General features: G+C 57.8%; 11 protein-coding genes. 9 read left to right on the plus strand and 2 right to left on the minus strand.

What is annotated here, in order from left to right; all coding sequences use genetic code 11:
• A partial coding sequence (locus G5358_RS17640) for a hypothetical protein (RefSeq protein WP_421321428.1) occupies positions 1-268 on the minus strand: 268 nt, incomplete at its 3' end.
• 65 nt (positions 269-333) lie between these two features.
• Between G5358_RS17640 and nagB the strand changes: the two genes are divergently transcribed.
• From nagB to nagC, 3 genes are read left to right on the plus strand one after another with little or no spacing between them, the layout of a single operon-like run.
• Positions 334-1,134 (plus strand): glucosamine-6-phosphate deaminase, encoded by an 801-nt coding sequence (gene nagB, locus G5358_RS17645; RefSeq protein WP_005334308.1) that lies wholly within the window; start codon positions 334-336, stop codon positions 1,132-1,134.
• Positions 1,135-1,143: 9 nt separating this feature from the next.
• Complete coding sequence (gene nagA, locus G5358_RS17650) at positions 1,144-2,289, plus strand: N-acetylglucosamine-6-phosphate deacetylase (protein ID WP_216954161.1); 1,146 nt, start codon at positions 1,144-1,146, stop codon at positions 2,287-2,289.
• 4 nt (positions 2,290-2,293) lie between these two features.
• Positions 2,294-3,508, plus strand: a complete 1,215-nt coding sequence (nagC, locus tag G5358_RS17655; protein WP_216954163.1) for a DNA-binding transcriptional regulator NagC — start codon at positions 2,294-2,296, stop codon at positions 3,506-3,508.
• 71 nt (positions 3,509-3,579) lie between these two features.
• On the opposite strand, the gene G5358_RS17660 is transcribed toward nagC, so the two are convergent.
• Positions 3,580-5,196, minus strand: coding sequence for a phosphoethanolamine transferase (locus tag G5358_RS17660; RefSeq protein WP_216954166.1), 1,617 nt, complete (start codon positions 5,194-5,196; stop codon positions 3,580-3,582).
• 227 nt (positions 5,197-5,423) lie between these two features.
• Between G5358_RS17660 and G5358_RS17665 the strand changes: the two genes are divergently transcribed.
• From G5358_RS17665 to G5358_RS17690, 6 genes are all read left to right on the plus strand, one after another.
• Positions 5,424-6,659, plus strand: coding sequence for an HD-GYP domain-containing protein (locus G5358_RS17665; protein WP_421221456.1), 1,236 nt, complete (start codon positions 5,424-5,426; stop codon positions 6,657-6,659).
• 353 nt (positions 6,660-7,012) lie between these two features.
• Positions 7,013-8,683, plus strand: a complete 1,671-nt coding sequence (locus G5358_RS17670) for a LytS/YhcK type 5TM receptor domain-containing protein (RefSeq protein ID WP_421324598.1) — start codon at positions 7,013-7,015, stop codon at positions 8,681-8,683.
• Positions 8,680-9,384 carry a two-component system response regulator BtsR gene (btsR, locus tag G5358_RS17675; protein WP_421324599.1) on the plus strand — a complete coding sequence of 235 codons (705 nt, stop codon included), beginning with the start codon at positions 8,680-8,682 and terminating at the stop codon, positions 9,382-9,384. Before G5358_RS17670 ends, btsR begins: the two co-directional genes overlap by 4 nt.
• 140 nt (positions 9,385-9,524) lie before the next feature.
• Positions 9,525-10,946, plus strand: coding sequence for a carbon starvation protein A (locus G5358_RS17680; RefSeq protein ID WP_421324600.1), 1,422 nt, complete (start codon positions 9,525-9,527; stop codon positions 10,944-10,946).
• Positions 10,947-11,157: 211 nt separating this feature from the next.
• Positions 11,158-11,496, plus strand: coding sequence for a DUF3302 domain-containing protein (locus tag G5358_RS17685; RefSeq protein WP_421324601.1), 339 nt, complete (start codon positions 11,158-11,160; stop codon positions 11,494-11,496).
• A 3-nt stretch (positions 11,497-11,499) separates the two neighbouring features.
• The gene (locus tag G5358_RS17690) at positions 11,500-12,537 is read left to right on the plus strand and encodes an HlyD family secretion protein (protein WP_075115488.1); all 1,038 of its coding nucleotides are present in this window, start codon (positions 11,500-11,502) and stop codon (positions 12,535-12,537) included.
• Positions 12,538-12,753: the final 216 nt, after the last annotated feature.

Here is a 12,753-nt window from a genome sequence, read left to right on the forward strand (position 1 = left end):
TACCGCTACCGGCACCATCAGGGCACGGCCGATCTTTTGCAAATAACCGAGAATGTTCACGGTTCCTCTCCTTAGTTAATGTTTTTCTAGAAATTAAGTGCTTATCACGTTTGACGCATAAGCCATCAAGGCTTGATTGGCAGTCTAGGGCTTTTATTTCGCTGCGCAAATTAATAAACCGATAATCGTGATCGTTATCACCCAAACAAGATAAAGGTGGTGGATAGATGTGGCTTAGTTCGCAATCTTTATTTACGCTATAAAACAACTTGAATCCGTCTTAGCCAATTGCCACCGCCAAACCGGTCGCAACCCGACACAGAGGTATCCCATATGCGCCTGATCCCGTTGAAATCTGCCAGCCAAGTAGGCCTGTGGTCTGCTCGTTACATCGTTGACCGCATCAACGCGTTCAAGCCAACCAGCGATCGCCCTTTCGTACTGGGCCTGCCCACCGGTGGCACGCCGCTCAATACCTACAAGCGCCTGATCGAGTTGCACAAAGCCGGTGAAGTGAGCTTCCAGAACGTGGTCACCTTCAACATGGACGAGTACGTCGGCCTGCCGGAAGATCACCCGGAGAGCTACCACAGCTTCATGCACAACAACTTCTTCAGTCACATCGACATTCGTCCCGAAAACATCAACATCCTCAACGGCAATGCCGAGGATCTGGTGGCCGAGTGCAAGCGCTACGAAGACAAGATCAAGTCCTACGGCAAGATCCACCTGTTTATGGGTGGTGTGGGCAACGACGGCCACATCGCGTTCAACGAGCCGGCCTCTTCCCTCTCTTCCCGCACCCGGGTCAAGACCCTGACCGAAGACACCCGCATCGCCAACTCCCGCTTCTTCGGTGGCGACATGGAGCAGGTGCCCAAGCTGGCCCTGACCGTGGGTGTCGGCACCCTGATGGATGCGGAAGAGATCATGATCTTGGTCACCGGTCACGGCAAGGCACTGGCCCTGCAGGCCGCAGTGGAAGGCAGCGTCAACCACATGTGGACCATCTCTACCCTGCAACTGCATCCGAAGGGAATGATGGTGTGCGACGAGCCCTCCACCATGGAGCTCAAGGTCAAGACCGTTCGCTACTTCCAGCAACTGGAAGCCGCCAACATCGGCCGTCTGTAAGGAGTCGTCATGTACGCATTGACCAACTGCACCCTCTACACCAGCAGCTGCGTGCTAACCGGTTACGGGGTGCTTATCGAGGGCGACAAGATTGTCGCCATCTCTCACCAGGCCGAACTGCCTGCGGGCATCGAGCAGATTGACCTCAAGGGCGCCAACCTGACCGCCGGTTTTATCGACGTGCAGCTCAACGGCTGTGGCGGGGTGATGTTCAACACCGACATCACGGTCGAGACCCTGGCAACCATGCAGGCGGCCAACCTCAAATCCGGTACCACCAGCTTCCTGCCGACCCTGATCACCAGTCCGGATGCCGACATGAAGCAGGCCGTTGCGGTGACCCGTGATTACATGGCTGCACACCCCAACGAGGTGCTGGGCGTCCATCTGGAAGGGCCTTACACCAACCTCAAGCGCAAGGGGATCCACCCTGCCGCGCAAATTCGTCAGCCAGCGGACGAGATGATCGACTTCTTCTGCGCCAACGCGGATGCCATCACCAAAATCACCCTGGCACCGGAACGCAACGAGCCGGCCCATATCCGCCGTCTGGTGGAAGCGGGCATTCTGGTCTCGGCCGGTCACACTGCCGCCAGTTACGATCAGGCCATGGCCGGGTTTGATAACGGTATTCGCTTTGCGACCCACCTCTACAACGCCATGACCCCGACCCTCAACGGTCGCGAGCCGGGCGTCGTAGGCGCCATCTACGATCGCAAGGATGTCTACGCGGGCATCATCGTCGATGGCCACCATGTGCACTGGGCCAACGTGCGTCTGGCTCACAAGGCGCTGGGGGAGCGACTGGTGCTGGTCACCGATGCCACCGCAGCAGCCGGAGCGCCGGAAGGCTTTGAGAAATTTGATTTTTGTGGCACCACCGTATTTTTACGCGATGGTCAGTGTGTCGACGAGAATGGTACACTCGGCGGTTCCTCCCTCACCATGATTGAGGGGGTGGAAAATCTGGTCAAGCAGGTCGGATTACCGCTCGATGAAGCACTGAGAATGGCCAGCCTCTACCCCGCTCGCGCCATTGGATGGGACTCACGTCTCGGTAGTATCCAGGTCGGTAAAGTAGCCAACCTCACTGTCTTCGATCAGGACTTCACGGTCCGTGGGACCGTGGTTAACGGACACTACACACAACAGTGACATCATGACTGGCGGACAAATAGCAAACGTAGATCTTATCAAGCAGGTCAACAGTGCAGCCGTGTATCGGCTCATCGACTTGCAAGGCCCCATCTCCCGGGTCAAGATTGCCGAGTTGAGTCAGCTGGCCCCGGCCAGCGTGACCAAAATAACCCGGCAACTGATCGAGCATGGCCTGATTAAGGAGACCTCTCCGCAAGCCTCAACCGGCGGGCGGCGTGCCATCTCCCTGACCACCATCAAACATCGCTTTCAGTTTGTCTCTGCCAAGCTGGGCCGCGGCTACCTGCAACTGAGTCTCTATGACCTCGATGGCAAGGAGCTCGACCAGCACGTCATTCAGGTGACCGAGATCGATCAGCAACCCGTGGTCGACATGCTACTGCGGGAGATTGGCGCCTTCATCGATGCCAACAGCGAACGCTGTCGCAACCTCATCAGCATCGCGCTGACCATGCCGGGTCTGGTCAACCCGGAATCCGGTATGGTCATCTACACCCCCAAGTACCAGATCCGCAATCTGGGGCTGGCGAAGCTGCTTGAGAACCACTTCAACCTTCCCTGCTACGTGGGTAACGACACCCGTTCCCTCGCGCTGGCCGAACACTTCTTCGGTGAGTCCCGCGACTGCATGGACTCCATTCTGGTGAGTGTTCACCAGGGGACGGGCTCGGGGATCATCACCAAGGGTCAGGTGTTCCTCGGTCAGAACCGCAACGTCGGCGAGATCGGCCATATCCAGGTCGAACCGCTCGGCAAGCGCTGCCACTGCGGCAACTTCGGCTGTCTCGAGACCATCGCCTCCAACGAGGCCATTGTCGACAAGGTGAAGGAGCTTATCAGCCGCGGTCACCAGAGCGTGCTGCAAGAGAAGCACATCACCATTCAGGAGGTGTGCAAGGCGGCGCTGGCGGGCGATGAACTGGCCCGCAGCGTCATCGAGAACGTGGGTGAGCATCTGGGACGGGCGGTGGCGATTACGGTCAACCTGTTCAACCCGCAGAAGGTGCTGATCGCCGGAGAAATCACCGCCGCCGAAGAGCTCCTCTTCCCGGCCATTCGTCGCTGTGTCGAGCATCAATCCCTGCCGAGCTTCCACCGTGGCCTGCCCATCGTGAAGGCCCGCTTCCAGAACCAGCCGACCTATGGCGGCTTTGCGCTGGTCAAGCGCGCCCTGCTGGAGGGAGATCTGCTGCAGATCATCATGGAGCAGAAGTAAGACACTGATCTTGCTAGATAACAAAACGGCAGCCAGTGGCTGCCGTTTTCTATTGTGTGCTTGCTAGCGGTTTAGCCCGCCCGACATGGCTTGAACAGATCCAGCTTGTTGTCGTAAACACTCGTCTGCACATCCATGATCCCCAGCATGGAGTGAAAGAGGTTGTCATGGGAGAAGCGCTGACTGCTCGCCTCCGCCGCCAGGCAACCCATATCAAGCTGGCGATCGGCCTGTAACTGGGGCGAGAACCAGGTCAGCAGCGGCACCCGGGTCTGATCATCCGGCGCAAACTTGTAGGGCGTGCCGTGCAGATAGAGCCCCATAGCCCCAAGGGATTCGCCGTGATCGGAGAGATAGACCAGTCCCACATCGTACTGGCTCTCCAGCGACTTGAGCTTGTCTATCAGCAGCCCCACCACCTTGTCGGTGTAGCGGATGGTGTTGTCATAGGTGTTGACCAGCTCTTCGTTGCTGCAGTTTTCGATGTCGCTGCGCGGGCAGTCGGGCACGAATACCCGATCAGTGGCAGGATAGCGGCGATAGTAGGTCGGGCCATGGCTACCCATCAGGTGAAAAGCCACCAGCTTGTTGCCCTTCATGCCGGCAATCTGCTGATCCAGCCCCTCCAGCAGCACCTCGTCATAGCAGGACTCCCCCTGACAGAGCGCAGGATAGGATTTGGGGAGGATCTCGATGGTCGGTACATTGCGGCACACCCCTTTGCAGCCGCCATCGTTCTCTTTCCACAGCACAGATACACCGGCATGTTGCAGCACATCGAGCAGGCCGTCACGGGAGCTGGCAAGCTGTTCATCGTAACCGCGGCGAGTGAGGTTGGAGAACATGCAGGGCACCGAGACCGCAGTGGCCGTACCGCAGGAACGCACATCTCTGAACGACACCACCCCCTGCTCTTTTGCCGTAAAGCTGTTGGTCGCCTTGCCATACCCGTTAAGGGAGTAGTTCTGGCTGCGCGCCGTCTCACCCACCACCAGGAACATCAAAGTCGGCTTGCTTCCCCGTGCCACCACCCTGGCATCTGTCCCCAAATACTGGTAGGGGATCGGCGTGGCAAACAGCACATCCCGCCCATACTTGTAGAGGCCGTGCACATAGTTGGCTGGCACAATCTCTTTGGCCAGCGACTTGTTGTTGCGCCCGACCGAGGCGTAATCCTGATAGTAAAGTGACGCGACGCCCCCGATAAACAGCAGAGAGATAGCCAGTGCCCCCGTCCGCAACGCCAACCCCTGATACCAGCGAGCCGGATAGCGGATCCGCAGTGACCAGAGCACCAGAACAGGCAGCAGCCCGGTCAGCAGAAACCAGAGCGCAACCGAACCATTCAAATAGGCCCCCGCCTCACCGCTGTTAGTCTCTACTATGTTCTGGATCATGCCGGCATCAAAGATGACGCCGTATTTGAGCATGGCGTAACTGACGATGGAGCCACTCAGGATCAGCACGGTAAAAAACGGCTTGAGCACAAACCGGAACGTGAAGGGAATAAACACTGTATTTAGCGCCGCAATCAGCACCAGCGGGATCGAAATGACAAATCCGGCTTTGACGTGACTCAGCTCACTGAGCGCCGTGTAAAAGTGCAACAGGATTGGCCAGTTGAGAACCAGAGCGAAAAAGAGAACAAGCAGCAGATTGGTCTGCAGCACACCGAGGGTTACACGCATAAACAACTCCTACATACCGGCCTGCAGTGCAGGGGGCCGGTCAAGCCAACAAAAACGACGGGGCCAGCGTAGGAAGTAAAACTTAAGAGCAAATTAAGAACCCTCTGATGCTAGTGCGCTTTATCACAGCGCGGGGGGATCCCACTCCCCTTAATGGTTTTTTAGTTGTCTATCCATCGGATTTTGCTAGCTTGTTGAGTAGGCATTCACGAAATGCAGGTTAACCGATGGCACTGATCCAAGCCTCGATAGAGCAATTGAGAGTAGGCCACTATATCCATCTCCCCACGGGATGGACTAACCACCCATTTATGTTCAATACCTTCAAGATCAAGGATCAGCAGCAACTCGACATTCTCCGTCATCTTGATCTCACCCTGCTGATGGTCGACCCCGACAAGAGCGATCTGCCCATCGAGCCGCTGCTGCGCGGCGATATCCCCGATGCCGGGCCCGATCTCGAAGAGCTGGAGTCCCTGATTGATGCCGGCCCGCCCCCTTTTGACGAAAAAGCCTTTCGCCGCTCCATGCGCGCCGCCGACAAGGCCTTTGGCCAGTCCATGAGCGAGCTGCGTGATGCTCTCGGGGCACTCAACCTCAAACCGGATGAAGGGCTGGCCAACACCGCCCAGATCGTCCGCAATGCCGCCTTCACCCTCAGTCAGCACGAGGGCCCCCTCGGGCTCCACCTGATCCGCAGTCCCCACACCGATGTCCTGCTGCAGCACAGTCTCAACGTGGCTTTCATTGCCATGTTGATGGCGCGCGAACTGGGGATGAATCCCATCGAGCTGGAAGAGACCGGGCTTGCGGGACTTATCCACGATATAGGTGAACTGAAAATTCCCAGCCAGATCACCCAAAAGCGTGGTGAGCTAAACAAGGCCGAGCAGAACTTCCTCAAGATGCATCCCCAGTACGGATTTGACATGCTGAACCAACTCAATGCCTTTGAGCCCAAAATTCGTCAGGTAGCCCATCTGCACCACGAACGGCTCGACGGTAGCGGTTATCCGCTGGGGATCAAGGGGGGGGAGATCCCGCCGCTGGCGCGGCTGATCGGACTGGTCGACTTCTACGACGAGCTGCTCCATCCCCGCAACAGCGGCACGCCGGCGGCACCGAGTCAGGCCATCAGCCAGCTCTACAAGTTATCCCAGAAGAAGTTCGACCAGAATCTGGTCAAGTTGCTGGTCAAGGTGCTGGGGGTCTACCCGCCGGGATCCCTGGTGAAACTCTCCGACGAGAGCATTGCGCTGGTACTCTCTACCGAACCCACCATGCCCCTCAAGCCGAAGATCCTGCCCTATATCAAGGCCCAGCGGCCGGAAGCGGTCGCCATGATCGATCTGCGGGAAGATGAACGCACAATCACTGCCTTTATCAAACAGGAGGAGCTGGATGAGGGACAGCGGCAGTTCTTCAATCTGACCCGCCGCTTCTGTTACTACTTTGCATTCTGAGTTATCCCCAGAAGCTGGGGATAACTCATTGGACAAACCGGAATAATTGCACGAATCCCCACCAACAGGTTGCCATCTGATCATGTATAAAAAACGCCCAGCCAGGGGGCCGGGCGGAGCATGCCACTTCCATGTGGCGTATCCGACGGATACATTCATGCTCTATCCATCAATAGCAATCTGTCGCCTCTTACACAAATATCAATTTAACATGCTGATTTAATGTAGTTTTATCCATTTGTTCTGGCAAACTGGCGGTCCGTTGCGACCCGCAGGGCCAACCGAACAAGATCTTGATCACACTTATTCACGGGCTGGTTGTTTTTTAGGCTGGCTGATGAGGCGCGTTTTTTATGCAGTTGGTTCTCTCTTTGTTACAGCAGATGAGCGTCAGCCTGGTGATCGCCTATCTCTTCTCGAAAAGCCCGCTGCTTCGCCCGCTTGCCAACTATTCAGTGAGGATTCCTCACAAGGTACTGATATACATAATATTTTCATGTTTTTGCATCCTCGGAACCTATGTGGGCCTAGATATCGACGATGCCATCGCCAACACCCGGGCGGTCGGCGCCGTCTTGGGGGGATTATTGGGGGGACCGCTGGTGGGCTTTCTGGTGGGGCTGACCGGCGGTCTGCACCGCTATACGCTGGGGGGATTTACCGATCTCGCCTGCGCCATCTCCACCACCTGCGAGGGGTTGCTCGGGGGCATAGTGCACTGGCGACTGATGCGCTCGGGGCGAACGGATGCCCTGTTTGAACCACGCATCGCCTTCTTTACCACTCTCTATGCCGAGATCATGCAGATGGTCATCATCCTGCTGGTGGCGACCCCGTTCGACAAATCCCTGCTGTTGGTACGCACCATCGCCACCCCGATGATTCTGGCCAACTCCTGTGGCGCGGCGCTCTTTATCAGCATGATCCGCGACCAGCAGCGGATGTATGAGAAGTTCTCCCGGGTCTTCTCCGCCAAGGCGCTCAATATCGCCAACCGTACAGTGGGGATCATGAGTCAGGGCTTTACCCCACAGGCAAGCAACAAGATTGCCCGCATCATTCAGGAGGAGACCGGCGTTGGGGCGGTCGCCATCACGGACACCGAGCAGATCCTCGCCTTTATCGGCACCGGCGAAGATCACCATCTGCCGGGCACCCCCATCGCGTCAGCCATCACCATGCAGGCCATCGCCCAGAACAAGGTGCTGTTTGCCGATGGCAACAGCCAGCCCTATCGCTGCAGCCTCTCCTCCGCCTGCCAGCTGGGCTCGGTGCTGGTGATCCCGCTGCAGGGGGACAAGGGGGTGATCGGCACCATCAAGCTCTACGAGCCGAAGAAGCGACTGTTTCTCAAGATCAACCACACCCTGGGGGAAGGGATTGCCAACCTGCTGTCACAGCAGTTGCTGGCCGGTCGGCTGGAGCAGCATCAGCGGCTGCTGGTGCAGTCCGAACTCAAGCTGATCCAGGCCCAGATCAACCCCCACTTTCTGTTCAACACCCTCAACACCATCAGTGCCATCACCCGGCGCGATCCGGACAAGGCGCGGGATCTGCTGCTGCATCTGTCGCTGTTCTTTCGCAAGAACCTCAAACGCCAGAGCGGCCTTGCGACTCTGCAGGAGGAGCAGGAGCACTGCCAATCCTATCTGGAGATCGAGCTGGCCCGTTTTGGCGATCGGCTGACGGTGATAAACGAGATCCCGCCCCATCTGGCCACACTGCGACTGCCCAGCTTCACTCTGCAACCGCTGATCGAGAATGCCATCAAGCACGGCATCTCGACTCTGCTGGAGCAAGGGCGTATTCGCCTCTGGACCGATGAGCATCCCGCCAGCGTCACCATCCATGTGGAGGACAATGCTGGCGCCTGGCAACCGCGTCCGGCCGGTGACGGGCTGGGCATGACCATTGTCGATCGGCGACTGAAAAGCGCCTTTGGCGAGCGCTATGGCGTGACTATTGCCTGCGAGCCTGAGCAGTGGACCCGGGTGTCGTTCACCATTCCCAAGGAGCAACCATGATCCGCACACTGATAGTTGATGACGAACTCTACGCCCGTGAGGAGCTGAAACAGCACCTTGCCTGCGATCCCGCCATCGAGATCGTGGGGGAAGCGGCCAACGCCATCGAGGCGCTGCCGCTTATTCAGCGCCTCAAACCCGACGTGGTATTCCTCGATATACAGATGCCCAAGCTGAGCGGTATGGAGCTGGTGGCCATGCTCGATCCCCTGCCCCGTATCGTCTTTGTTACCGCCTTTGACGAATATGCCATTCAGGCCTTTGAAGAGAACGCCTTCGACTACCTGCTCAAACCGGTGGAGCCCGCCCGGCTCGCCAAGACGCTGACTCGCCTCAAGCAGGATATCTCCCCGCAGCCCATCGAGCGGCTGGCCCCCACCATCGCACATATTCCGGGCTATCTGCACAACCGGGTCAGACTGCTGCCCATCGCGCAGGTGGAGTATGCCTTCTCCGATCTGGGCGGGGTCCATGTGGCCTGTCAGGGCGAGCTGTTCCACACCCAGCTCACCCTCAAATCACTGGAGGAAAAGAGCCCGCTGCTGCGCTGCCACCGCCAATATCTGGTCTCTCCCAACGCCATCTTCGAGATCCGGTTGCTGGATAACCAGTTGGCAGAGATTGTCACCCCGAGCGGCGCACGGGTGCCGGTCAGTCGTCGCTATCTCAAGGAGCTGAAAGATCAGCTGGGGCTGGACTGAGCCGCGGAGTGTGCGCCTGATCACAGCCGCCGACCGCTCGGCGCGCCAAAGCGCCGCTCGGGGAGTTTCACCTGCCAGTCAGGCGCAACCGTTTTAGACTCGCTCTGCACACTAAAAAATAACAATGCAGGAGCGTAGCAATGATCTGGTTCTTCCTCTGTGTCGGCTTACTTGTGGCCGGCTACTTCATATACGGCAAATTCATCGAACGGATATTCAGCCCGAAACCCGAGCTGAAACCCCCCGCCATCACCATGGCTGACGGGGTGGACTATGTCCCGATGTCGGACAAGAAAGTCTATCTGGTTCAACTGCTCAACATCGCTGGCGTCGGCCCCATCTTCGGCCCCATCCTGGGTGCCCTCTACGGCCCGGTCGCCATGCTCTGGATCGTCTTCGGTTGCATCTTCGCCGGTGCGGTACATGACTACTTCTCCGGCATGCTGTCGGTACGCGCCAAGGGGGCCTCGGTGCCAACCGTGGTCGGTGAGCATCTGGGCACCGCCGCCAAGCACTTCATGAACCTGTTTGCCGTGGTGCTGCTGATGCTGGTGGGCGTGGTATTCGTGCTGAGCCCGGCAGGGCTGCTCGCCAACCTCACCTCCACCGATCTGGTCTACTGGATCGTGGCAATCTTTGCCTACTACATCCTCGCGACCATAGTCCCCATCGACAAGATCATCGGCCGCTTCTACCCCATCTTCGGCGCCCTGCTGGTCTTCATGTCGGTCGGCCTCATCGTTGGCCTGATCGCCTCCGGCAAAGGCTTCTACAACACCGGGATGGACTTCTCCAACCTGCACCCGACCGAACTGCCGCTCTGGCCGCTGCTGTTCATCACCATCGCCTGTGGCGCGGTATCAGGCTTCCACGCCACCCAGTCACCGCTGATGGCGCGCTGCATGCAGAACGAAAAATCCGGCCGCTTCATCTTCTACGGTGCAATGATCGGTGAAGGGATCATCGCCCTTATCTGGTGCACCCTGGGTCTCTCCTTCTACGACAGCACCGAAGCACTCAACGCCACCATGGCCAACGGCGGCCCGGCAGCCGTGGTACACGAAGTATCCACCAGCCTGCTCGGCACAGTCGGCGGTATTCTGGCCATCCTCGGCGTGGTGATCCTGCCCATCACCTCCGGTGACACCGCGTTTCGCAGTGCTCGCCTGATCGTGGCGGACTTCCTGAAGATGACCCAGAAGCCGCTGGCCAAGCGTCTGCTGATCGCCATCCCCATGTTTATCATTGGCTTCATCATCTCCAAGGCTGAATTCGGGGTGATCTGGCGCTACTTCGGCTGGGCCAACCAGACCACCGCCGTCATCATGCTGTGGGCTGCGGCTGCCTACCTCATCAAAGAGGGCAAGCTGCACTGGATCTGCACCATTCCCGCCATGTTCATGACTGCTGTGGTGATCACCTATCTGGCCAACGCCCCCATCGGGTTCGGGCTGGAGATGGGGACCTCCACCATCATCGGCCTGACTGCAACTGCGGCCATTACCGTGGCCTTCCTGATGAAGTTCCGCCAACCATTGGTTAGCAATCCCAGTGAAGGGTGATGTCTGACTTGAGGTGGTAAAAAAGGGGCCAAAAGGCCCCTTTTTAATTGACAAAAAAACCAATAAAACAACTCGTTATTCCCTTAAGCTCCTATACAGCACAAGCCCTTAAGATTCCGTGCGACCTGACGATAAATATGTGATTTTAAATTGCTTTCCCGAATATATGAATCAATGATAAAGCTGTGCTTAAAGCCAGTGGAGGTTATACATGTTCCTTGATTACTTTGCCCTTGGCCTGCTCGTCTTTGTCGGGCTAGTCATTTTTTATGGCGTCATCGTTATCCACGATATTCCTTACGAGATTGCCAAACATCGGAATCACCCTCATCAGGATGCCATTCACGTGGCAGGTTGGGTCAGCCTGTTTACCCTGCACGTGCTGTGGCCCTTCCTCTGGATCTGGGCAACCCTCTATCGCCCCGATCGCGGCTGGGGCTTTAGCCAGCGGCTGCAAGAAGATGAAGAGGAGCTGGCGGCCCTCAAGCAGGAGTTGGCGGATCTGAAGAGCCGTATCAACACTATCGAACAGAGTGAGCAACAGGGATAAACCATGGACCTGCTACTGATCCTGACCTACACGGCGCTGTGTGTCGCCATATTCAAAATCTTCCGCATCCCGCTCAACAAGTGGACCGTCCCCACCGCAGCATTGGGTGGCGTGCTGCTCATCGGCACCCTGATCATGCTGATGAACTACAACCACCCCTACTCCGAGATGGCGCGCAACTACTACGTCTCCACCCCCATAGTGCCGCTGGTCAAGGGCCGGGTGGTTGAGGTTCCGGTACAGGCCAACCAGCCGGTGAAAAAAGGGGATGTGCTGTTTCGCATCGATGACGAGCCGTTCCGCCTGAAAGTGGAGAGCCTCACCGCACGGGTCGAATCCAACCGCGAACACCTCAAGTCCATCGAGGCGAGACTGCGCTCCGCCAGGCTGGATCGGGATCGCGCCAGCGACCTGATGCGCCGTGGCGTGGGCAAGCAGCGCGACCTCGACGTCACCCAGGCCAACGTGGACGACATCGTGGCCCAGATTGACCAGCAGAAAGCCACCCTGAACGATCTGCAAGCCCAGCTGATGGAAGCCAAGTACCAGCAGTCCCAAACCGTGGTCTATGCCCCGAGCGATGGTCATGTAGTGCAGCTGGCCCTGCGCCCCGGCATGATCGCCACCCCCTTCATGTATCGTCCGGTGATGACCTTCATCCACAAGGATGACACCGCCTACGTCGGCTGGTTCTGGCAGAACAGCATGCAGAGACTGGCAGTGGGCGATGAGGCCGAAGTGGTGATCGATGGCGTACCCGGCAAGATCTTCAAAGGCAAGGTGACAGCCGTGGTTCCGGCCATTGCCGCCGGTAACGTGCAGGCCAACGCCGGTCTGCTGGATCAAACCACTGCGGTGCGCCCGGGTCGTCTGCCGGTGGTTATCTCCATCACCGACCCCGAGTGGGCCAAGTATCAGGTAATTGCAGGCTCCAGCGGGCAGGCTGCCATCTATACCCACTACTTCCACCATGTATCTGTGATGCGCAAAGTGCTGCTGCGCATGGCAAGCTGGATGAACTACATCTTCCCGTTCCATTGATCAGCACCCAAGCACCCTGCGGGCCGGCATCATGCCGGCCCGCTGTTTTTGTGACGGCAAGCACCCTATAATGGCGCCATCTTGCACCACCCCACATCGACATACCCAAGCCTGCATGTTCGTTCTAAGACCCTATCAGACCGACGCCGTCAACGCCGTGATCAGCCACTTTCGCAAACACCCGGATCCCGCCGTAGTGGTGCTGCCCACCGGGGC

This window comes from Aeromonas sp. 604176 (genome assembly GCF_049170755.1).
Classification (GTDB): domain Bacteria; phylum Pseudomonadota; class Gammaproteobacteria; order Enterobacterales; family Aeromonadaceae; genus Aeromonas; species Aeromonas veronii_A.